19 protein-coding genes are annotated in these 23,592 nt (G+C 30.8%); 1 reads left to right on the top strand and 18 read right to left on the bottom strand.

Going from position 1 to position 23,592, the window contains the following annotated elements:
• Positions 1-268 precede the first annotated feature (268 nt).
• The 10 genes from EV195_RS00660 to EV195_RS00615 all read right to left on the bottom strand — a co-directional run bounded on the left by EV195_RS00660 (position 269) and on the right by EV195_RS00615 (position 9,091).
• Positions 269-709 (bottom strand): hypothetical protein, encoded by a 441-nt coding sequence (locus EV195_RS00660; protein ID WP_132791458.1) that lies wholly within the window; start codon positions 707-709, stop codon positions 269-271.
• A gap of 363 nt (positions 710-1,072) precedes the next feature.
• A complete protein-coding gene (locus tag EV195_RS00655) occupies positions 1,073-1,522 on the bottom strand; it encodes a hypothetical protein (protein WP_132791455.1) in 450 nt (149 codons plus the stop codon).
• 107 nt (positions 1,523-1,629) lie between these two features.
• Positions 1,630-2,193: an REP-associated tyrosine transposase gene (locus tag EV195_RS00650; protein WP_132791452.1), complete on the bottom strand. Its 564-nt coding sequence runs from the start codon at positions 2,191-2,193 to the stop codon at positions 1,630-1,632.
• A 592-nt stretch (positions 2,194-2,785) separates the two neighbouring features.
• Complete coding sequence (locus EV195_RS00645) at positions 2,786-3,193, bottom strand: hypothetical protein (RefSeq protein ID WP_132791449.1); 408 nt, start codon at positions 3,191-3,193, stop codon at positions 2,786-2,788.
• Positions 3,193-4,104 (bottom strand): RHS repeat-associated core domain-containing protein, encoded by a 912-nt coding sequence (locus EV195_RS00640; RefSeq protein ID WP_262708521.1) that lies wholly within the window; start codon positions 4,102-4,104, stop codon positions 3,193-3,195. Before EV195_RS00640 ends, EV195_RS00645 begins: the two co-directional genes overlap by 1 nt.
• Before the next feature lie 889 nt (positions 4,105-4,993).
• Complete coding sequence (locus EV195_RS00635) at positions 4,994-5,284, bottom strand: type II toxin-antitoxin system RelE/ParE family toxin (RefSeq protein ID WP_132791443.1); 291 nt, start codon at positions 5,282-5,284, stop codon at positions 4,994-4,996.
• A complete protein-coding gene (locus EV195_RS00630) occupies positions 5,285-5,578 on the bottom strand; it encodes an addiction module protein (RefSeq protein ID WP_232731481.1) in 294 nt (97 codons plus the stop codon).
• 12 nt (positions 5,579-5,590) lie between these two features.
• Positions 5,591-6,475, bottom strand: a complete 885-nt coding sequence (locus EV195_RS00625; protein WP_132791440.1) for a tyrosine-type recombinase/integrase — start codon at positions 6,473-6,475, stop codon at positions 5,591-5,593.
• A complete protein-coding gene (locus EV195_RS00620; protein ID WP_132791437.1) occupies positions 6,465-7,436 on the bottom strand; it encodes a tyrosine-type recombinase/integrase in 972 nt (323 codons plus the stop codon). Before EV195_RS00620 ends, EV195_RS00625 begins: the two co-directional genes overlap by 11 nt.
• 122 nt (positions 7,437-7,558) lie before the next feature.
• Positions 7,559-9,091, bottom strand: a complete 1,533-nt coding sequence (locus EV195_RS00615) for a hypothetical protein (RefSeq protein WP_132791434.1) — start codon at positions 9,089-9,091, stop codon at positions 7,559-7,561.
• A 136-nt stretch (positions 9,092-9,227) separates the two neighbouring features.
• Here EV195_RS00615 and EV195_RS00610 point away from each other — a divergent pair, with 136 nt between their 5' ends.
• Positions 9,228-9,605, top strand: a complete 378-nt coding sequence (locus tag EV195_RS00610) for a helix-turn-helix domain-containing protein (RefSeq protein WP_132791431.1) — start codon at positions 9,228-9,230, stop codon at positions 9,603-9,605.
• 116 nt (positions 9,606-9,721) lie between these two features.
• Here the strand turns inward: EV195_RS00610 and EV195_RS00605 are convergent, their stop codons facing one another.
• The 8 genes from EV195_RS00605 to EV195_RS00570 form a co-directional block, all read right to left on the bottom strand.
• Positions 9,722-10,396: a hypothetical protein gene (locus EV195_RS00605; RefSeq protein WP_132791428.1), complete on the bottom strand. Its 675-nt coding sequence runs from the start codon at positions 10,394-10,396 to the stop codon at positions 9,722-9,724.
• Between the two features lie 12 nt (positions 10,397-10,408).
• A complete protein-coding gene (locus tag EV195_RS00600) occupies positions 10,409-15,022 on the bottom strand; it encodes a DUF6443 domain-containing protein (protein WP_165915662.1) in 4,614 nt (1,537 codons plus the stop codon).
• 7 nt (positions 15,023-15,029) lie between these two features.
• Entirely contained in the window at positions 15,030-18,191 is a 3,162-nt protein-coding gene (locus tag EV195_RS00595; protein WP_132791422.1) for an RHS repeat protein, read from the bottom strand.
• A 222-nt stretch (positions 18,192-18,413) separates the two neighbouring features.
• Positions 18,414-19,691, bottom strand: a complete 1,278-nt coding sequence (gene purD, locus EV195_RS00590) for a phosphoribosylamine--glycine ligase (protein WP_132791419.1) — start codon at positions 19,689-19,691, stop codon at positions 18,414-18,416.
• 36 nt (positions 19,692-19,727) lie between these two features.
• On the bottom strand, positions 19,728-20,486 hold the full coding sequence (locus EV195_RS00585) for a glycosyltransferase (RefSeq protein ID WP_132791416.1): 759 nt from the start codon (positions 20,484-20,486) through the stop codon (positions 19,728-19,730).
• Entirely contained in the window at positions 20,487-21,842 is a 1,356-nt protein-coding gene (locus EV195_RS00580) for an undecaprenyl-phosphate glucose phosphotransferase (protein WP_132791413.1), read from the bottom strand.
• 7 nt (positions 21,843-21,849) lie between these two features.
• Complete coding sequence (locus tag EV195_RS00575; protein WP_132791410.1) at positions 21,850-23,022, bottom strand: glycosyltransferase family 4 protein; 1,173 nt, start codon at positions 23,020-23,022, stop codon at positions 21,850-21,852.
• Between the two features lie 25 nt (positions 23,023-23,047).
• Positions 23,048-23,587, bottom strand: a complete 540-nt coding sequence (locus tag EV195_RS00570) for a putative colanic acid biosynthesis acetyltransferase (protein WP_132791407.1) — start codon at positions 23,585-23,587, stop codon at positions 23,048-23,050.
• Between the last annotated feature and the right edge of the window lie 5 nt (positions 23,588-23,592).

Genomic DNA, 23,592 nt, shown 5'->3' with positions numbered 1-23,592 from the left:
ATATTTTAATAGAACTATAACGATACTTTAACAGAATACTTCTTTCTGTTTGCAAAGTGATAGAAAAATTGCTTGTTAAAAGAGGCTGAAAATTACGCTATTAGTTGTAAACACCAGTAGTTATAAACAAAAGGCTGTTGGTCAGTTTATAGTTTTTACTGATAGCAATACTAAAATAAAAAACCACGCTATCTTTTAAAATAACGTGGTTATGTATAAATTAAACTCTATTTACTTACTTGTAAACGGCACAAGAAAAATTCTTGCGCTAGCCGTTACTTTGACATTCGAGAACTAGCGGGGAGTTATTCGAATTATAGGTATTAGCAAAAAGATAATCCTTTAATACTACAAGCAACTCTTGAAGTTCTTTATATTGAACATCAAAATCATTCAACAAATCATCTTTCTCAACATAAAAATAATCTGAATATTTCTTTTGTAAGCTAACCCCAGTTACGAGAAGAATTTGCTTTATGTCAGATAAATTGTAGATGTCTAGTAATTCATCTAATTTAGATTCAATATTAGAAGGTATTTGAAAGCTTCTGTATTCAGTTATAAAAACCTTAGAGAACTCATAAAATGGACTCTCAGGAACTATTTGCTCTACTAAGTTATGTTCATTATTATTCTCTTCTGAACCTACAAGAGCCAGAAATTTATTATTAGTAAAGTTTCTCCATTTGTATACCTTCTTTTCACTCATAACAAACCTAATTAAAAGCTCTAAAATACCTCTTTATACTAAAAACAAAAAGATGCACCTTAGTACATCTTCTTGAATTATTATTTACTCTATAAAACCTTTTTGTCGTAGTTTAAAGTAGAGAGTGCGGTGCTAAAGCTCGTGTAGCTTATTCTTAAAAACCAAAAAACCACGCTATCTAAAAAATAACGTGGTTATATTTAATATTAAATTTCTACTTCCTTACTCGTAAACGGCACAAGAAAGATTCTAGCGCTAGCCGTTACTCTGACATACTCGCGCCAGCTGGGGTTTTAATATAGCATGTTTTGCTTACTCATACTCGCTACCAGTTAGAAACTGGCGGGAGCGGGGGCAAGGGATTTAGTTCGTCTTATTATTTAATTCTATAATATTATTATCAATGAAATATTTCAACCTATCAACGCTACCTATCATAAAAACATCTTTATCTCTGTATCTAATAATAACAGGTTTTCCTAAAGTTATTTCTGTCAATAATGCAAATTGATTCTTTACTTCTTTTTTTGAAAATTGAGATTCAATAAAACCTTTATAAACACTATCTTTGGTATTTAAGTAAAAACTAGATAAATCATTCTTCGTTTTTAAAATACTTAAATGAATCGAATCATTAATAAATAAATAAATATTCTCTGTATCTTTATCTAACAAAAAGTCATAATCAGTTACAGATATTACCTCTTTATCCTTGTACTCAAAATTGATTTTATTTAAAGAATTGTTTGAGTTTTTATTATTACAAGATGTAATAAAGAAAATTATCAATAAGTTACTAATTAGTTTTTTCAAAACATCTAACATCTTCTATTTTATAGTTTGTTCCTTGTACTTTGTTAAACGCATCTAATGCCCCCCGCTCCCGCCAGTTTGTAACTGGTGGTAATTATTAATCTTATTTATATTGATATCGCAAAACCCAAATCATCAGTTCTTAATATTGAATGATCTCCACTAAAATTTCTAGCACTTGAATATTTCCAATCTATTGGATTGCTAACAAAACCGCTTACAACTGGGTTTAAATGAATATAATTTATCTTTTGTTTAATGATTTTATTACTCCAAAGTTCTATAGGTTTATTATGATGCTGCCAAAATTGATAGTTTCGAATATTTGATTGTTTGCTTCCAGCACGTTTGAACATCCATAATAACCATACTTTTCTACTTTCTTGTGGATTATCTATTATGCCTTGTATCAGTTTTTTTGAAGTGTGCTTTTTAAAATCTCTTAATAATTCTGATGGTTTTCCTTCGGAAGAACGAAAAATAAAATGGATATGATTTGGCATAATACAGTATACAAACAATTGTAAACCTTCTTCTTCTTTACAATATTCTATACTATCAACTAGTATATCAAAATAATTTTGACGTGTAAATACATCTATCCAATATACAGTTGCAAAACTAACAAAGTATAATCCTTGTTTATTATGAAATTTATAATTTCTACTCATAGCAAAACTAAAATAAAAAAACCACGCTATCTAAACAAATAACGTGGTTATATATAATAGTATATTTCTAATTACTTACTCATATTCGCCACTAGTTACAAACTAGCGGGAGCGGGGGAATAATTTATATAATCAACTGATTATCAATATTTATTTCTTATCAAAAATCAAAAGCTCCATTTTGACCCATTACCAATCTGACCCATTACCAAAAATAACGTGGCTGTATTTAAAACTCTTAGTTGCTTACTCATATTCGCCACTAGTTACAAACTAGCGGGAGCGGGGGGCTTCTAAAATAAATTCTTTATAAAACCAAAAAACCACGCTATCTAAACAAATAACGTGGTTATATATAATATTAAATTTCTAATTACTTACTCGTAAACGGCACAAGAAAGATTCTTGCGCTAGCCATTACTTTCTAATACCCGCGCCAGCTGGGGGTATCAGCTACCTACAATTTTTTACGCTTTTAAATATTTTTAATCCTTTTCTATAATTTAAAAAGCTATTTCAATGAACTTAAAAACAGTAGATAGTTTTTTAACTAACTACTGTTTTTATAATTATTCTTAATACTTTTAAAAATTTACCTTCTCTTCAAGGTAATTAAGAAACCTTCTTGTATATATTTTAAATATTCTTCTTTCCAGTTAATCATCATTTCTTTAGGAAGGGATTTAGATCTAATTTTTAACTCATTACTATTTAATGAAATCACTTTCATAGATATACTCATATCAGAAATTAATAATTCTAAATTTTGATCTCTTAAAATATATTTAAATGTTGAGCATTTATATCCATCAGTTAATATTTCCATATTACCATTATCAAAATTTAACTTATCACCAACTGAAATTTTCTCACATCCTTCTGGTAAACTAAAACTAGTTATTTCAATATTTTTAATCATCCATTTACCTTCAATACTTTTATCAATAGAAGTACATGAAAGAAATGGGATCATAATAATTAAATAAAAAACTGTCTTCATTATTTATATCTTTTTTTACGGTTATATTTGGTTTTCCAATCATAAAGAGCATTATCAAAATCGTCTTTACTATCACCAGAACCTAAGTCATCTCTATTTGTATTTCTATAATGACCATTTCTTGTGTGCATATATCTATTAAATATTTCTTGTCTCTCTTCTTTAGTTAACTTTTTATTACCTCCCACAATTGGATCCATTAATGTATTATCCGTGTGGCTTAAACCTAATAGATGACCAGTTTCATGTTCACTTGTATTAGTTTTATTGGCATACGATTTTTCTATCAAAGCAATATTACCATCTAGTCTAGCTCTTCCAAAAACATTATTTGGAGTGTCTGCATCTTCTGAATCAAGCTTATCTAAATTATCAACAATACCAAAGACATGATCATCTTCTCCTATATCATCTTCAGATTCAGCAACCGTAATTTTAGCATTGAAATTTACACTGACCGAAGTACCATCAGCATTTTTGTGTGTCCCTGAAAAGACTTTACTTAATCTATTCTGAAGATTATAAGCATACGTTTTAGCATCAAAACCATTACCAGAAGATAAATCTATAACTTTTCCTGTTAATGTAATATTTATAGAAACATTACCATCATCATCTACAGTTGATGTAATTCTAATATCTCTTCCATCTGGGTCTGTAGCAACTATAGGTGAGTTTGCGACATAATTATATGGAGATACTGGATAATACTTTTCAGCAAAAGGATCAATATTCATCCATCTACCTAAAGAAGCATCATAGTTTCTCCACCCGAAGTCATTCCAATTTAATCCAAGCTCTTCATTTAATTCTTTACCATTGTATCCTAACTTTTGCGCAGTAGAGTTTCCAAGGCTAGAAACCACGTCATTATAACCTTTGTGACGCATTCCAAATGGATAGTAATTAATGTGTTTTTTTTTAACGCATACCCTCTTTTTCAGCGGTTACTTCTCTACAACAAAAAATTTTGAACGTCCCATAGCATTTATTCTTTTCCTGTTGCTAAGATAAAAAAATTACACGGGATATCTCCAAAGCTATATTAACATAACGGTCTGTTATACTAGCATTCATTTTGATTTCTGTACTATAACGCCATTATGATTAAATAGCCGGCTTCAGCCAGCGCACTCGGTAAGTGTTTGCATTACTTCGTAATTGATTTCAGCAAGTTATGTTTTGAGTAACTTAAAACAAGTCATTTTAAATCATAACTTAAATCCACAGCTTCCCCAGCCACTTTTAAGTTATGATGTAAAACGTTTTAAAAACTTGGTGTTTTGCTTGGATTTATGCGGCGGATAATTCCAAGGTTTTAAAATGACTTGTTATCCGTTCAGATTTGTAAAAGGTTATGGTGCCTACAGCCAAGCTGCGTGCAACGCAAAACCAAGGCGAAGCTACAGCGAGCGCCGAACTTGACAGACAAATAACAGCAAGCAACGCATTGCGATTTGTGTGCCACAAGGTTTTTAAAATCTAATTTCTAATCAATAATAAATTCCTTTAAAAACCGCAGTAGAGTGAGGCAAAAGCGGCGAGCCTTAATGAAGCAACGGTTATTTTTTTGTGGCGATATTTTTGGCTAAAAATAGTGACACTAAAAAAGAAGAGTAGTTGCGAGTGAACGGAACAGAAGTGGGGAGTTTTGAGTTTTTAAAACTTTAAAAACCAAAACATAGTTGGCGTGAAGTGAACACCTTATAACCGTTTTTACTAGAGTGTAAACGGAAGTAAAAAACATTAACCCCTAAGCGACAGCGAAGAACACTTGGTTATTATTAACTTCTCTTTCTATTATCTCTTTTTCTTATCTGGGTTTTGCCAAGTATTAAACACAGAGTAAACAATTATTGTTCTCTTTGAAATTTCATAGATAATCAAAAATGGAAAACGTTTTATAAAAGCTTCTCGATACGGTTTTCTCTTCTTAGGAAAGTGTTTTGGATTGGAAGTAATTCTATCAAAGTAAAGTTCTAGGTGTTCTAAAAATTCTTCTCCTAAACCTACTCTTTTTTCTGTATAATAAAGATAAGCTTCCATAATTTCTATGTTAGCTTCTTCTTTAACCTCTAAAGTATACTTCATCTATTGAGCAGCGTTTCGTGCATTTTGTTTTACTTGTTCCCATGTAAAAGATTTACTTTCTCCTTTTAAATGAGCTTCTCTACGCTTATCTATGATTTGATATTGTTCCTTTGTTAAAGATAATTCTTGCTCGTCACTTTGATAGCTTTCTGCTAGCGCTTTTATCATTTTTAAAAGTCTTACATCTGCTGTATTTATATATTCTCTAACTGTATTTCTTAAATCTATTGTTGCCATAGCTGCTACTGTTTTATGATACAAAGATAATTTAATGTTTTTATTGTTTATAATCATGATTTTATCAAATTAATTAATCGGATGGAAATTGTTTACGATTTCATGTAAAGATTCTAAATCGTCTTGTACATATCTTTCTGTAGAACTTATATATCTGTGTCCAGCTAATACTTGTACTTCTCTTAAATTATATGTACTCAACCAATTTGTAATTACACTGGCTCTTATTTGATGTACATTTTCTACTTTATAATTTATCTTTTTTAACTTCTTTAAAATGTGATGTAATGTAGTTCCTAATCTTGCATTGTTCGGGATAAATAATCTTTCGGTTTCTAATTGCTTTCTTCTTATAATTTCTTCTCTTATTTCCTTTATGTATTCGAGTAATTCTATCACTTGCCAGGATTGTAATACTAATGTTCTTGCATTACTTCTTCTTCCACTTTTGATATAAATCTTCCCTTTGTAGAGTTGTAAGTTTTCTAATTCTAGATTGATTAGTTCTGTTGTAGTTAAACCTTGATACACTAATAAACCAACTATTATTTTATTTCGTTTTGCTGTTAATCTGTGATAACTATCTTTTATGTTTTCTGTTTCAAAACTGTAGTATAAATCTTCTAACTCGTCTTTATCTAATAGGTTGTAATTGATTGTCTTTTTTACTCCTTTTATTCTAATACTTTCTACTGGATTATCTATTCTATAACCTTCTTCTACTAAATAAGTAAAATATGTCTTTAAAGTTCCGATTCTGTGATTTTGGGTTCTTTTACTATTTCTATTTTCTTGTAAATGTTTGATGTATTTTAATATGGTTTTATAATCTATAGTTTCTACTAATGTTCTATTTTGTGTACACCAAGCTATAAATTTATCTACTGCTTTTTCGTATGTTTTAATACTACTGTTACTATACTTTTGTTTCTCTAAATATATTCTATAACTCATCTTTTAAAATATTTGGGTGTCGAGCCTCTCGACCATTTTCTTTTATTGTTTTTAATAAATGTGTATAGAGTTGAGTAGATTCTAAAGAACTGTGTCCTAAAAAGGTTTTTATATTTTCTAGTTTTACTTCTTGTTCTAATAGATGTGTTGCAATGGAGTGACGAAGTGTGTGTGGTGTGATTTGCTTTTCTATGATTGCTTTATTCTCACTTGCTTTTACAATAGCTTTTAATCGGTTTGCAAAACTCATTCCTTGCATTCGTGTACCTTTATTATTGATAAATAATGCTTCATGTAAATTACTATCTTTAAACTCTGGACGAGCTTCGTAAATGTAATCTTCTAAGATTTCTGCATTCTTTCTGTTAATTGGAACAAATCGTTCTTTGTAGTTTTTTCCTTTTCTAACATAGATCCTTTCTTTATCAAAATAGATGTCGCTAATATCTAAGTGTACAGCTTCATTTCTACGTAATCCACAACTATACAATACTACCAACATTGCTTTATCTCTTAATCGTATTCTTTCTGCTTTATGACTATATGCTGTTGTTTTAAATAATTCTTTAATTTCGGATTGAGTGAGGATATTGAGTTTTTCTTCTGTAGGATTCTGTTCTGTTTTTAAGTGTATGCTAATGCTTTTATTTCCGTGTTCTTGTAAATATTCTCTAAACTTCTTTAATGCTTGTTGATGCTTATTTAAGTAGCTTTTGCTTAATGCTCCGCTTCTTCTTTGATTGCTTCTTTCTTGTAAATGCTGATAGTATTCTTTTATCCTTTCTGTAGTAATAAATCTAATATTAGTAATTCTTTGTTGCTCTAAATAATAGAAGAACTCTTGTAAGTGAACTGGTAAACTAGTTACTGTACTTTCTGCGTAACCAAGTATGTCTAACCATTCTTTATAACTGCTAACTAATACTTTAAAACTCTGGTTTTGTAGTTGTAGTTTCTTCATAATATTGCCTGCGGTGGCTCACCGCTTTTTTTATGCCCTTTACCTTTTTTGAGATTTCTAAACGAAGTGATTTAATTATTTGGTTATTATGTTTTTAAGTTCGCTATTATAGAGTGGCGAACCTATGGCGAAGTAGCGAGATTGATTTGACTAATACAATTTTGCAATACGATACTTATCTGCTCTTTTAGATTTGTATATTCTTGTAAGTCAGTAATTTCATAATGATACATCTGCCCTTTCTTTCCTTTTACTTTTTTGATATAACCTTCTTCTAATAGTTGTTTGTGGTATCTTCTTAGTGTAGTTTCTTTTATTCTTAGATTTCTTCTAATTTCTGTACTTGTATAAGTAGTTTGATTCTCTATAAATAAATATCGTTTTAACTTTTCTAAGTAATTTCTACAAGCTCCTGTTATGGTATCAGATTTTCGTAATAATACTTCTGTAATTATCTCGTTTGCTTCTTGGATATCTTCGATTGTAGTTTCGATATATTCTTCTCCTGTTTCTTTATCGTATTGCTTTTCTCTTTGATACTGCTTATAAAATGTAATTGCTTCTATAAATTGTAAATAGTGAGAGTTGGTGCGTCGTGGCTTAAAAACAGATTTTGGAAGTGTCAAGTGTTCAGCAAAAGGATTAATCACTTTTATTGGTTTTAATACTCTTTGTATATTTTGTAAAATGCTCGCAGCTGCTAGCTGTTCTTGCTCATTTAACTTGCCTGCGGAAGCTTTCCGCTGATAATTCATAATTCTATTATCCTGTTCTTCAGATTCATCGATGTATAATAAAAAACTACGATTGCTATTATCTTCGTAAACAGATTCTTGTGTGGTACAACCCGCAACACTTACAGGACCTTCAACCGTTAAGTGTATGGTTTTGGTAGTTCCTTTACTGTCCTTGTGTACAACCGTTTTGGTAATTCTCTTTTTACTTTGTAATTCTCTTAATGGATATAACACCGATTCTGCTCCGTCTAAATCTTCTATTAAAATTAACTTGTGTTGTAGCTCTGTTCTATTGAAGTAATAAAATGCGTTTGCTGATAATACGGTAATTTCTACTTTATCTTCTTCAGGTATAAGTTCCGCAACTTTACTTTGCAAATGGGTTTTACCAACTCCGCTACTTCCTAAACTTATGCAGTGTAATGGATTGTTTGTTTTACGTGATGTAAAAATGAGATACATCAGTAAGCGATTATTGATTTCGCCAATAACTCCACTCTTACCAATGTACTCATTTGTTCTACTTAGCAACTTTCCCTTTTTTAAAAAATCGATATCCCTTTTCTCTTCACTAGCATTTAAAGTTTTAAACTTGGGTGCAGCAGCCTGCTGCTGTTTGTCTAGTAGTATAAATCTGTAATTCTCTAACTCTTTGGTTAATTCTTGTAGTACTTTTCTTGTAATACTTGTTCCAATCTCCAAACGTTCTGCTATTCGCCTTACAAACTTTTCTACTTGATTATCGTTGTATAAGTCTATACTGTGTCTAAGTGTATTGGTATTTTTAACTTTAGTAATTGCCAATGTTACTCGTAAACTTTCTAATTTATTAATCTTTAAACCTCCTAAAACATGTATTTCTAAATGTTTTGTGTCGTAACTGTAATTGTTTTGGTTGGTGGTGTCGAGATTGTTCATAAGCCAAAAAGTTATTAACTAAACTAATTTGGTTACAAACCCAACATATTTGATTTTATTAAGCAAAACTTTTTTGATAGTTTTGTACTTACAGTAAACAATATTTGATTGTAAAAAATTGCTAAATCAACTACTTATGGTAACTTCACAACAATTACTAAATCTTTATGATATGAGTTTTGGAAAAAGGATTAAAGAAGTTAGAACATCTAAAAAGATTTCACAAGAAGAACTATCTACTAAAGTAGGAATTCATGCTAATCACCTTTCTAGATATGAAAGAGATGTTACTTTACCTTCTATAGAAATAGCATCTAAAATTGCTAAAGCTTTAGAAGTTTCTATTGATTTATTGGTTTTTGGTAAACAAGATATTGAAGATAATTTACAGGATAACGAGTTAATTAACTTGTTTAAAACAGTACAAAGCTTTGATGACGATAATAAAAAAACTGTTAAAGATTTAATTTCTGCTTTTATTCTTAAACAAGAGTTAAAACAAAAACTAGCATAAACAAAAACCACGCTATCAAAAAAATAACATGGTTATATATAATTAAATTGCTATTTGCTTACTCTTACTCGGTACTAGTTACAAACTAGCACTAGCGGGGCTGGGTGCCAATCAAGTTATGCAATTATTTTGTCTAATATTAACTCTTCAATATTGTTTTGTTTAAAAGGTTTTAAATAAATAAAGTATAAATAATTTTCTCTTCGAAACATAACAATCTCATTAAACTCATTTTGATTATTTGAAAAAGAATTTTTAACACACTGAATGTCTGGCGCTTCTGAATTGTTAAATGTCATAGAAAAAGTATCCTTTAAAGGGAAACTAAGGTATAACTTATCAGAAGTTTGTTCCTTTATATAAGACTTTTTAAATCCTTCTATTTTAAAACTTATTTTATCAACTAAATCTTTATTATCATAAGAATAATTTAAACTTTCTAATGTTAAAAAGTTAGTGTATACTTTTTCACTACTTAATTTACTTTTTTTATCTAAAAAACTTAAATTTTCTAGTACTTTATCATTAGAAATCTTTCTTTTGAATATAATCATTCCATATTTTAAGTCACTTTTGTAGGTATAAACTGAAACTGGAAAAACTGTATCTTTTGCTAAAGTAAAAATGTAGGACAGATTTGTTGAATCTTTCAGTATTTCCTTATAGTCTAACGGCATTTCAATAAGTCTATTCTTAGAAAAAGAACTCCCTAAATCAATAAATTGTACAGTTAGACGCAATAGAAAAATAATACCTATTGCGATAATTATTAATTTGACTACTCTTTTCATGATATAAAAATTTTAAAAAGCTAAAGTTAAAATTGGAGCAACTGCTCCCCCCGTTACTGTGGTAGCTACAATTCCTAGTCCAAACATTAGTGAATTACCACCAGGTACAAGCTTTATAGAAGATTTATTATCTGTTCCATTAATATTTCTTGCAGCACCCAATGTTGCCTTAGGTCTTCCATCACTATTAATTCCTATTCCAAAACTAAAACTACTATCACCAAATTTAGTTTTGGTTTTCACAGAAGCATCTTCAAAAGAAAAGGAGCCTTTAAATTTTCCAATTTTAATATCAAGAGAAACTCCAGCCTCACTAGTTACATTACCTTCTTCATCTATGTTTGTTGATGTATTCAAGTTTATAATACCTTCTTCTCCTTCAGAAACTTCTCTCGTCGCTTTAACATGCATTTCATCCCCTAAACTACTAACTTTCTTGTCTTGAAACAAAGTTTCGCTAACGGTATGTGTCTTTCCAAAAAACGTAAATCCTTCCTTTTTCTGGCTTGACTCAAAAGTTTTAACTACCTCTCCTCTTACAGTTTTTGTTTTTGTATCTCCATTATATTTTGTTCTTGTTCCATCTGTATCTGTTTCAGTATGATGATAACCTAAATGGTTATAACCAAATACATCTTTATTACCATCAAACCATTCTACTTCCCCAGTTGTTTGATTCTCATACCAATCCATCGGTGCCATACCATCTGGGTCAATGAAATAAATAGGATTATTGAATGCGTAATTATATGGTGAGTGTCTACGCATTTGTTCAGCAAGCGGGTCTGAATTCATCCACCTACCTAAACTAGCGTCATAATTTCTAGCCCCAAAGTCATGCCATTCTATACCTTGTTCCTGGTTCAACTCTTTTCCAACGAAACTAAATCTCTGAGCTATATGATCTCCATAAGGTGAAACGACATTATTGTACCCTTTATGTTGAAGTCCAAAGGGATAGTAATTTTTTTCTTCTAGAATTTCAGAGCTAGCTGTAATTACTCCATCTTTATTAGCATCAGCAAAAGATAAACGCACGTTTCCTAAGTGGTCTTTATATTCATACACGTAATATCCTAATAAATCTCCATTTGCATCTATATTCCCTACGTTATAATAACCTTCAGAGGTTCTGAAAAAATGAATTTGAGTTCCTGCACCACGTCCAGTTCTCTTTTCGTAAACATAGTTACCAGCATACTCTGTAGTTATACTACCAAAGGTTTTACTCAATTTTACACCACTTGCATCATAAGTATAACTAATATTTTGACCTCCAATAGTTACGCTAGTTGGTAGATTTAAATGGTTATAAGTAATCGCTGTAACTCCTTTATTGGCATCGGTAAGCATATTACCATTAGCGTCATAGGTGTATTCTACAGTTGTATTTGCCCCATCCTTAAATCCAAAATTATCATTTCCATTATCTAAAACTTTTGTTAACTTATTACCATTATAAGTATAATGTAAATCATCCATTACTCCAAAAGTTGTAGCATCAGCATTTGTATGTCCTTTTCTATACAATCTCTCAATATTCCCATTCTTATCATAAGTAATTGGAATTGTAGAATGCCCAAGATTATAATTTGTAGTTTTAGCACCATATGCTGCTGTAATTCTATTCAACGCATCATAGGTATAATTGTAGGTTTTTCTAGAATTATCTACATTTTGTGTTTGCCAACTTGTTTGGGCAATATTACCATTATATAAACGCTTGTTTAGCTCCACACTCGGGTCGTTATATTGTATGCTAAAGTTAAACAAATCATTGTCATTTGAAACATCATCATTAATATTTGTTAACCATCCGCGTACATTGTAGTTGTAATCAACTTTTTGTAATCCTTTGCTGTTGTCTACAATTTTAAAATCTTTGATTTTAGCATTATAAGTTTGAATAGAAACATCTCCAATTAAAGTGCCAGATGACCTAGAAGTTGAAGTATAAAAAGTTTCTCCATTACGCTTATATTGAATTTGATCACCTATACGTTCTACTCTAAAAATATCTCCTTCATAATATCTACCAAAATTACCTTTATACGTTCCCCATTCATATATATGAACATATCCATTTCCAACATTATAAAGGGCAAAACGGATTGAACTAAAAGAAGCATCGTTATTAGTATTAGATAAACCAACCATGAAATCTTTATTATGCTGAGGAGCAATATACTCTACATAACCATCGGCATTAAAACTTCCTTGAGTAGCTAAACCAACGTTCCATCCATTAACGGTACTTGTTTTAGTAATTACACCGTCAGCAATAGATAATCCACTTGTAACGTCTTTGTAACCAACTTTAGTTCCATTTCCTAAAATTTTACTTTCCAATTGTCCTAAATCATCGTAATTATTCTTTACAATACGTTCCGAGATTTGACCATTAATTTGTTGGTTTTGGCTTATGAGTCTGTCCATATGGTCATACTCAAAACGGTCAATGGTTACTATAGGATCTTTACCTGTTTTGGTATGTGTTGTTCTCGTTTCTAATACTTTTCCTGTAAAATCATCTAATTTACTTTCTACTACATCGGTAGTTTGTAAATAGTCATTTTTACTATACACATAAATAGGACGAGCTTTTTTGTCATAATAAGTAACTGTTGTAATCCAATGATTTGTTCCTAATACTCTTGTTTTGGTAACCGTGGCTAAACCTTTAGTATTAGTAGTTGAAGTGACTCCATAACTATTGGTAACCGTATTTCCTAAACCAGATGAAGGTAAGTCTACATAAGAATCATAATAGTTTACTGTAAAGATTTCAGTCATACCTGTAGGAAGAGTTCTATTTGTATAATAGATAGATACTCCTCCTAAACTCATTGCCGAGTTTATTCTTTCTTCTGACCATTGTGCTGTTGACGCAGAATTAATTGAATTTTGAATATCCTCCCTTAAATGACTATTAGTTCTGTAACCTGTGTAAATCACTCTTCCCAATTGGTCATATTTGGTATACAACCACTTACTTTGTGCTTTTAAGTTTGTATCTTGAGTTAATATTGGACGATCTAATTTATCGTAAACAATGTATTCCTTGCCCTTTCCTGGTATTTTCTTTTCTACCAAACGATTACGGTAATCATACACATATTGATAGCATAATTCACTTAACTTAGTTGTAGTTGGTTTTGCAACTGTTCCTTCTGCTTTTGGAGGGATTACATAAGTTAAATTCCCAAAATCATCATATACATAATACGTATCATGCTTTTGATTTTGGTTATAGGTACGTTTTAAAATTACCTGTCCGCTTTTATTTTTAAATTCCTCTGTGGTATGATCATTCGCATAGGTTTGTCCAACTTTCCAGTTCTCATCTTTAGTAACTGTTTTAGATAGTGCTCCTTCTAAATAATATGCTGTTCCTCCTTGTAAAGTTGGTGTATAGGTATTGTTAGCAAAGCTTGTAGTGACTTCGTAAACTTTAACTTCATTTGCTGCATTTACATCATAATCAAACTTGATTTCATGACCATTTCCTAACTTCCAATCTAAACCTGGAGCAGCTTGCTCTGTAACTCTATTTAACGGCGAAAAATCATACGCCTTTTCTGAATAAGCATTAATCTCAGATAATAAGGTTGCTCCAGCAAAGTCTTTTGCATATTTACGTGCATAATAATCCTGCGTTGCTGTAGCCATATTTTCCGTTCTAATGTTTGCGTCTCCACTTCCATTAGTAACTGGTAAATATTCCTTAGTCATTCTACCTAAGTTATCATACTCTACATGAGAAACAATATCTTTAATGTTTTCTTGCGCAATAACAGGTGCATTTTCAGTAAAAATATCTTCTAAAGGCAACTCTCCTCCATCAATCTCTTGAAATAAAGGACTCCAAAAGTATTGGCGAACGCTAGTATCTGTACAATAATATAAATAATCACGTAATCTAGTTACATTATAATCTGAACGCCATCTGTATTCTGTTCCATCTTTTACTTTATTACCAGAAGTATCATATACTCCACTTACTCCTGTATCGGAACCTCTGTAAGTGTGCGGATGTACAACTCCAACTAGTAAATACCATGTGTTTAATTGTGGTAAATCGCCTGCCCAGAAATAAGGATTTGCATTTGGCGTTCCATCTAGATTGTCAACCGATTGTGTTCCGTGGTAAGTTGTTCCTGCTTGAGAACCTGTTCTTTTTACCCAAATTGAATAACGATATGTCTTTGTATTATCAATCGTGAAATTTTTTGTATTCCAACCTCCGTCAAAGTTTGAAGCAGCGTCAGGAATACACTCCCATAATAAATCTGTTCCACCGAAAGGTGTACTACCATTTATAATTCTATTTTCAGCAGCAGTTCCAGCAGTGAAAAAATCTGTTGGACCAGTGTTCCCTAATGTCCAATCAATTGGAATCGTATTATTAGAAATCGTGTTTCCTCCTGCATTGACAGCAACAGTTTGTTTTAAACGACCAAGTCCATCAAAATACTGAACACTAGTCATTACCTCATCTTTGTTATGTCCACTAACTGGACTTGTAGTAGCCTTTTTATAAACCTTGGTTACTACATGATTCTCATTAGTGCTTTGTGCGTACATCACAAATGGTAACACTAAAAGTATAAATACTAACTTTTTCATTTTCATCTTAATTTTTATAGTTGTACGTGTGCTCTTTTAAAATCTGACCTTGCGTATTTTTAACAAATCGTAATCTGTTAAATTCATCATACTCATAATACACCACCTCGCCTCTTGGGTCAGTAATACTGGTAATACCAATTAATGGGTCATAAGTATAAGTGGTAACTTGAGCTTCTGGAAAAGCGTTGCGCAAATTATTCAATGCTGTTCTTAATTGAGCTTCGTCACTCGTTGAAACATCGTTATTAGATTCTAAAACGGCAGCTCTTATTGTATTTAATTGAGTAGTACTTACAGATGTATAGCCCTCAATTTTAGCAATTGGTAAGTTTCCTTCATACCCCCAAACATATCGTACTTTTGGACCATCTTTTTTGCTAACTTCAATTGGATTTGTACCATTATAACTATGGAAAACGATTCTATCCTCAAATGCTTGATTATTTTTAGAGGTTTGATTCTTCTCTAAAAGATAATAAAAAGCAAAATCATTAAATATATTCTTTTGACTAGCTAACTTAGTGGTAGTAGCACCTACTTTTTTACTAGTTTCGGTTTGTAATACTTCTGCAATTCTATAATCGTTAATCAACCTCGTATTGTTAAGGTCATGAGGGTACTTCGTGGTCGTAATAATGGTTTCTCCTTTACTGTTTGTTACGAATTGTCGAGTAGGTAATTTATGAGAAGGATTATCATAAAAAATTTCAGTAGTAGTAATTAAATCCCCATTGGTGTTGTAAACTGTATTAGTTGTCTTTTTATTTACAAACCAACGAGAAATGGTTGGGTATTCCGATGCAAAACACTGATATGGTAATTCAGCATAATTTATACATTGTACTTTTTGAATATCAATCCCATCTGCAATCAAAAACTCTTTTTCGTATTCGATTTTTGATACCATTCTTCCGCTACTATCAATCATTTCTTCACTTTCTAAAACTCCATTAGCATAACTTTCAAATGTTGAAGGTGTTTGCATAGTCATATAATAACTACCTATCTGATAAGATAAAAGTGAACTTTTGAAATTAACTCCATAATTTCTGAATGTTCTCTTTATATGATAAGAACTACTACTATCTTCAAAAATCTCTTTTACATTTCTATAATATACAGGAGTACTATTTACCATATCTACCTGAACTGGGTTCACACAAACAACCTCATCAAAATTATTCCAAGAACTTATGTAGGTTATCCCCACTCCATTCGTTCTAAAAACGGGTTCTTTTACTTTCTTAAAATAAGATGGTAAAGACAAAGAAGTTTCACCACTAGACTGGTTTGTATTATCGAACTTATTATAATTAAATGATTTTTTATATGCCTGAATAGCATTATGGTCGTAATTTGTTATCGACTTAACTCTAAGACCTCCATAATATATGTTTTGTTCTTGAGAAGCTGGAGGATAATTTCCTCTAACTAAAACACCTATTGGTACTGAATTAGAATTGTATACTCTAATTTTTACTCTAAACTGCTTATCGGGTAAATTAGAAATAGTGTAGGGAGATGTTATGTTTTCTCCAAAATTGAAACTATTGTTTGAATAATAAACTTGACCATCATCGCTAACCAACTGTACTGTTGGTCTTGTCCAACTAACATTGTTTGATAAATTATCAAAGTTGCTAATGTTAATACTTGTAATAGTAAATGTTTTGGTAGAAGGCAGTGAAAAATAATCACTATAATGATCCTCCCAGCCCTCAGTATTACTTGGGGTTGATTGAACATTTACTTGATTATCTTCAGGTGTTATTGATTTATAAACCTCATTAGGCTCATATTCAAATACACTATATCCTTTAGTAGGGTAAATGATCTTGGTTAAACTACCATACTTTACCATATTCGCATTTAAAGTTCTATTAACCCCTACATTTCCGATATTTACATTAATATAAAAATCATCATTAGGGGCAATTATTTGAGTAGCATAGTTTTGACCGGAAGAGCTACTACCATTAAAATAACCAAAATGGTCTATCGCAACACTATTTCTATTTGGAAACTGTTCTTTATTTTGATATTCAAATTGATTTAAAATTTGCTCAGTATTCAATTTAGAAATCTCTTTTACTCTTTCTAAAAACATTCTTTGATGTGGATTCATATAATAGTCAAATCGAATTTTCTTCACGTGTTGATTATTATATGTTACATATATCTCATCTAGTTTAGAACCTTCAGCAGTCACACTAGTGTTTTTAAGAGAGTAACTATAATTTACTTTTGTTTTCTCGTAAGTAATCGTTATTAGTTTCTTTCTTGAGTAATGTGTATTCACATTACAAAAACTTCTAGTTGCATTACCCCAACCCGTTTCACTAGTTGTTTTTCTTAATTTAATATCAGTCCATGAGGATTCTAAGTATTGCTCATTAACATATGTGTAAGTAATCTCACTATTATCTAGCAAAACTACTTTATCCAACATCCAAGATGTAGGAAATAATTTACTCGGATCATTACATACAGGTTGCCACGGTGAACATCCAGAATTAACTTTTGTGCTTTCAGGAGTTGCAAAATAATATTTAACCCCTTTATTATCGGTAACTGTCCAAGAGCTCAAATTACTGGTATACTCAATTTTGAAATCCTCCGAAATAGGCATTAATAAAATTTGACCATTCTCATTGAACATAAATTTTATCGACCTTCCATCAGGTAACATCAAATTAAACACGTCAGGTTCCAAATCCCAACATCCATTTTTGATTTGACTTTGTTCTGATACTGTTAATTGAGTTATGTCGAGATTACTAACATAAGCTCCTGAAGTTAACCATCCCGAATTATTATAAACATTATCTTCATCAGGTCTTCCTCTAACGCTTCTACTGATTCTTCCAGCTCCATCAGTTAATGTCCATTTTAAACCTGTCATCCCTTCAGATTCTCCAACTCGAACTCCTCCTCCGTGATAAGATAAACTTATTGGGTATGATTGTCCTCCCGCTTGAAAAGAATAAATAGGGACTTGGATACTTGGTATACCTGTATTATATTTCACAGGTACATTTCCATACTCTTGTATCTTTCTAGCCTCTGGACTAGGTTGGATTACAGTAGGCAACTCTGGCGGAGTACCTTGACTAAACCCCACAGAACATACAAGCATTAAACTAATGCTCAGCAATAATTTTTTCATAAGACTAATTGAATTTTAGCAATTTATAATTAACAATTATTTTTTTCTCAGGCACAAATATATACATTTTTAGTTTTGATTATCTGTTACACAATGTTAAAAATGTTACCCTGATTTTCTTTGTTATTATTTTGTCTACATAAAAAATCCCTAACAAAATAGAGTTATTTAGCTAGGGAACTATAGTTTTATTGTAAGTTAATTAGAATATAAATTGCTTTTTTACTTCACCAAATCAAATCCGATATCCTTTCGATAGTTGATTTTATCAAATGATAATTTATCAATGTTTTTGTATGATATTTTAAGTGCTTCTTCAATAGTGTCTCCGAATGAAGTTACCGCGATTACGCGTCCGCCACTAGTAACCACTTTATCACCCTCTTTTTTTGTTCCTGCATGAAATACTAAAGAACCTTCTACCTTTTCTAGTCCTGAAATTTCTTTCCCCTTTTCATAACCTTCAGGATATCCTCCAGAAACCAACATTACAGTTGTGGCTGTTTTATCGGTAACTTTAAAACTTTTTTCCTTTAATGTTTGCGTTGCAACTCCTTCAAATAATTCTAATAAATCCGATTCTATTCTTGGTAAAACAACTTCCGTTTCTGGGTCTCCCATACGTACATTATACTCAATTACAAAAGGATCTCCTGCTACATTCATTAATCCAATAAAGATAAACCCTCGGTAATCTATACCATCTTTTTGTAAACCGTTTACAGTTGGTTTTATAATTCGTTCCTCTACTTTAGAAAGGAAGTCTTCATTGGCAAAAGGTACTGGTGAAATAGCTCCCATTCCTCCTGTATTTAAACCTGTATCACCTTCTCCAATTCTCTTATAATCTTTTGCTGATGGTAATACTTTATAGCTTTTTCCGTCGGTTAAAACGAATACGGATAATTCAATTCCGTTTAAAAATTCTTCGATAACAACTGTCGCAGAAGCTGCTCCAAATTTTTGGTTTGTGAGCATTTCTTTTAGTTCTGCTTTTGCTTCTGCTAAATCGTCTAAAATTAGCACTCCTTTTCCAGCGGCTAATCCGTCTGCTTTTAAAACAAAAGGTGGATTTAAGGTTTCTAAAAAGGTATAACCTTCATCAAGTGTCTCAGAAGTAAAAGATTGATATTTAGCTGTTGGAATGTTATGCTTTTCCATAAATTGTTTTGAAAAATCTTTACTTCCTTCTAACAACGCACCGTCTTTTTTGGGACCAATAACCGGTATTGATTTCAACTCATTATCTGCTAAGAAAAAATCATGAACTCCTTCTACTAAAGGAGCTTCTGGACCAACAACGACCATTGAAATATTTTGTTCTAGCACTACTTTTTTAACGGCATTAAAATCGGTTGGATTGATTGCTACGTTTATTGCAATTTCATCTGTTCCTGCATTTCCAGGAGCAACAAAAAGTTTGTTGATTCTTTTACTTTCTAATAGTTTATAAGTAAATGCATGTTCTCTTCCTCCAGAACCTAAAACTAAAATATTCATGTGTGTGTTGTGTGTGTTATTGAGCAGCAAATATAGCTATAACCATTTTAAAAAATACTTAATCGCTGATGAGAAATGGTAAAAAAACAACCTCATTTTTTTAGACGACTCTTTCTTTAACACATGTACAATTGATACTTTTGGATAGTACAACTTTTTCTTTCCTATAACATCTATCTTCTTACAGATATCGATGTCTTCTAAGTATAAAAAATAACGCTCATCAAAACCTTTTATGGCGACAAAATCTTTTGTCTTAAACAACAAAAAACTACCATGAATTGCTTCTGGATAAAACGGTTTAGCTATATCTAAATTTCGGTATTCTTGCTCGTAAATTCTCTTCTTATAAAGATTGAGTTTTCTGATAACTAAATCAAAAAATGAAGGATACTTTCTAACTGAATATTGATGGCTACCATCTGGAAATTTTATGGCTGGAGCTATTAAAGCTACCTCTTCATTTCTTTCCAGTTCTTGAACTAATTCTTCTACTATGTCAGCATTAAATCTTGTGTCTGGATTTAAAACCAAATGATAGGTTGAACGTTCTTTAATCTCATCAATAATAAGGTTATTAGCTTTGGAAAAACCTAGGTTTTTTTTGGTATAGATGTAAGTAATCTCTGGGTTAGCAAGTAATGCTGAATTTGTTAGAGGTGAGGTAGAATTATCTATTAAATATAAATGTTTAGTTAATGATGTTCCTAAAAAAGAATAAATAGCTTGAAGAAGTTCTTCTTCTCGTTCATTGTATAATACTATTGCAGCTGATATTTGAATCTTATTTTGCATTTAGTATGCGTTTTCATCTCCTTTAAAAATATTTAAAACTGTACTAACTACTATTTTTAAATCTAACATAAAAGACCAGTTTTCGATGTAAAAAATATCCAGTCTAACTCTATTTTTAATGTCAGATTTCTTCTTTATTTCTCCTCTATAACCACTTATCTGTGCCAAACCTGTAATACCAGGTTTTACTGCATGTCTTTCTAAATAGTTATCTACGTCTTTTTGATACTCTATAGCTAAACTTTCTAGGTGAGGACGAGGCCCCACTACGCTCATACTTCCTAACAATACATTAAAAAACTGTGGTATCTCATCTAAACTTGTTTTTCTTAAAAAGCTACCTATTTTAGTTACTCTAGTATCGTTTTTAGTTGCGTGAACTTTATCTGCTTGATTATTAATTCGCATGGATCTAAATTTATAGCACACAAACTCTTCCCCATTAAAACCTTCTCTTTCTTGCTTAAAAATTGCGGGTCCTCTCGACTCTAATTTTATTAACATCCAAAGTATTGGATATAACCACGAAATAAGAAATAAGCACACAAGTGAAGAGAAAACAATATCAAAAACACGCTTGATAATTTTATTCTCAGGCAAATCAAAAGGAAGTTTTTTAACACTTAAAACTTTTAACGTCTCATCATAAAACTCAACATTTCTACTTTTACTGTAAAACTCTTTAGAATCTGGAATTAATTTTAAGTTAATATTATATAAACTCGCGTATTTAGTTAATTCTTTTATTTGCGAATTTTTTAGATGAGATAACGTAGCATAAATCTCGTCTACTTTTTCTGTATTTAGATAATCATATAAGTCTTTTTCCTTACCTAAATAATTTGGGTCTTCGGATATTTTACTTGAAAAGTACCCTAAAAACAAATACCCTAAACTTGACTTGTTCTGAAAAAGGTTAATCATTTTTTTAGCGGTATCATCTTTTTCAAAGAAAATTACTCTTTTAAAGTTACTCCCAGATTGTCTAATCTTTTTTTGTACTATAAAAAACACCACTTTTAGTATAGCCAAAGAACTTAAAGTAATCACTAATGTTTTGAACTGAGTGTTTACTATTTCACCTTCTTTAAAAATTCCGAAATAGGCAAAAAAGGCCATAGTAAAGAACAACCCTTGAACTACAATTAACTTTACTAATCTATAAAAGTTTGTAAATCGATATACTTTGTAATAGTTTGTAAAAAAGGAGGTAACTAACCAAAAAATAGAAATATATAAATGAAATTGTAAGCTCTGATGAATTCTTTCAAACACAAAAAAAACAACTGTATTTATTAGTAGCAAGTCTACTAGTAAAAGTAAAATAGTTGTGTTTTTTATTAACTTGGAAATCAACTTTTAATCAATTTAATATTTTATCTATCATGGAATCAATTAAAAATAAGTTCTTGCTTATTTCTATTTGATTTTCATTTCGTTTTTCTTGTTGTAACAACGTCTCAAAGATATCTTTAATTTTTTCTCTATCCCAAGATGTTATTATTGTTTTAAAGTTATTTTTTTTAAATAACTCTTCTATTTCACTTCCTTGGTCTGTTATACATACTACATTTACTCCACTAACTAATAAATTTGGGAGTTTAGAAGGAAGCGAACCTTTAGATGTTCCTGGTAATTGTGGTACTACCTGAACATAACTTCTTCGATATAATTCTTCTATATTTTTCTTAGGAACTAAAGGATGAAACTTGATTTTATCATTATTGTTTTGTTCTTTTAGTTCTTCGAAATAACTTCCTTGTGAAAAAACATGAAACATAACTCCATCTATCGATTTACTACAAAAATCAAATAACTCATACAATCCTTTTGGATATTGTTTCTCACCTAACGCACCTGAATATACAATGTGCTTAAAAGTAGCAGGTAAAATTTCTTCTAAATCGTTTGTATTACTTTCTGAATCAATAGTTATAAATGGATATTGTACTCTTAATTTAGAAGGTGATAATTTGTAAATTTCTTGAGCAGTATCTTTCATTTCTTGTGAAAGAAAGATTAACGAATCACAAGATTGATAACATCCTTTTTCTACAAAATGAATTGATTTTGATATGATTTTACTCAACAAACTTTTTTTCTGATTTGCATATATTTCTTGTAAATCATGAACCATTCCCACTTTTTGTGTTTTCTTCTTAAGAAATAATTTTGCCACCAAAAAACCTAAACTAGGTGGGAAAACAGGAATAATAATATCCGTATTACCTCGTAGTTTGGATATATTTCTCAATAAGAAAAAAGTAAAACTAAGTTCTAAAATTACCCTTCGGATAGTAGCATTAGTAGTGAATTTTAAAAATTTTCCTCCTCTTATGATTTCTATTCCTTCAAGACTCTCAGTACTTTTCTGTATTTTCCAACTAGGATAAAATGGATGAAAACACAATACCTTTACCTTGTGACCTCTTTCTTTTAATGCTAAAGCCATTTCGGTATTAAATTTCCCTGTAGAAATAGGTTCAGGGAAAAAGAAAGGAGTAATTATAGTTATATTAACTTGTTTATTAGTCAACTTACAAATTTTAAATATACGGGAATTAATTTCTGCCTTTTACAATTTTAGCAGGATTACCGTATGCTATTTTTCCTGCTGGAATATTTTTATAAACACTACTTCTAGAACCTACAACAGATTGTTTTCCTATTGTAATTCCGGGAGCTACAAATACATCTGTCGCTAGCCAGCATTCATCTTCAATATTAATATCTTTAGCATAAATTGGAAAAGAACTCTCAGAATAATCATGAGAACCTGTACAGATATATGATTTTTGTGAAATTACAGTATTGCTCCCAATTGTAATATTTCCTAAATTATATAAAACTACATCATCTCCAATCCAAGAATAATCTCCAATTTTTAATTTCCATGGATATGTAACTCTTACTGTTGGTCTTATAATTACATTTTTTCCTATTTGAGCTCCAAACATACGCAACAAAAAACGTCTCCAGCCATATAGAAACTGAGGAGAAGTTCTAAAAAACAGTCCTTGCACAATCCACCAAAACTGAACTATAAAAGGGTTTTTACCTCTAAAATTTGGAGGTAATTTAAATGTGCTTAAATCTTGCATTGAAT

Source organism: Tenacibaculum skagerrakense (assembly GCF_004345825.1).
Lineage (GTDB): Bacteria > Bacteroidota > Bacteroidia > Flavobacteriales > Flavobacteriaceae > Polaribacter > Polaribacter skagerrakensis.
The sequence above is the reverse complement of the archived record's forward strand: the minus strand, read 5'-3'. Positions and strand labels throughout refer to the sequence as shown.

Bases quoted from the DNA above. Each gene is read 5' to 3' on its own strand.
- EV195_RS00660 (WP_132791458.1), bottom strand. From the start codon at position 709: ATGAGTGAAAAGAAGGTATACAAATGGAGAAACTTTACTAATAATAAA.
- EV195_RS00650 (WP_132791452.1), bottom strand. From the start codon at position 2,193: ATGAGTAGAAATTATAAATTTCATAATAAACAAGGATTATACTTTGTT.
- EV195_RS00645 (WP_132791449.1), bottom strand. From the start codon at position 3,193: ATGAAGACAGTTTTTTATTTAATTATTATGATCCCATTTCTTTCATGT.
- EV195_RS00635 (WP_132791443.1), bottom strand. From the start codon at position 5,284: ATGAAGTATACTTTAGAGGTTAAAGAAGAAGCTAACATAGAAATTATG.
- EV195_RS00630 (WP_232731481.1), bottom strand. From the start codon at position 5,578: ATGATTATAAACAATAAAAACATTAAATTATCTTTGTATCATAAAACA.
- EV195_RS00625 (WP_132791440.1), bottom strand. From the start codon at position 6,475: ATGAGTTATAGAATATATTTAGAGAAACAAAAGTATAGTAACAGTAGT.
- EV195_RS00620 (WP_132791437.1), bottom strand. From the start codon at position 7,436: ATGAAGAAACTACAACTACAAAACCAGAGTTTTAAAGTATTAGTTAGC.
- EV195_RS00615 (WP_132791434.1), bottom strand. From the start codon at position 9,091: ATGAACAATCTCGACACCACCAACCAAAACAATTACAGTTACGACACA.
- EV195_RS00610 (WP_132791431.1), top strand. From the start codon at position 9,228: ATGGTAACTTCACAACAATTACTAAATCTTTATGATATGAGTTTTGGA.
- EV195_RS00605 (WP_132791428.1), bottom strand. From the start codon at position 10,396: ATGAAAAGAGTAGTCAAATTAATAATTATCGCAATAGGTATTATTTTT.
- EV195_RS00600 (WP_165915662.1), bottom strand. From the start codon at position 15,022: ATGAAAAAGTTAGTATTTATACTTTTAGTGTTACCATTTGTGATGTAC.
- EV195_RS00595 (WP_132791422.1), bottom strand. From the start codon at position 18,191: ATGAAAAAATTATTGCTGAGCATTAGTTTAATGCTTGTATGTTCTGTG.
- purD (WP_132791419.1), bottom strand. From the start codon at position 19,691: ATGAATATTTTAGTTTTAGGTTCTGGAGGAAGAGAACATGCATTTACT.
- EV195_RS00585 (WP_132791416.1), bottom strand. From the start codon at position 20,486: ATGCAAAATAAGATTCAAATATCAGCTGCAATAGTATTATACAATGAA.
- EV195_RS00570 (WP_132791407.1), bottom strand. From the start codon at position 23,587: ATGCAAGATTTAAGCACATTTAAATTACCTCCAAATTTTAGAGGTAAA.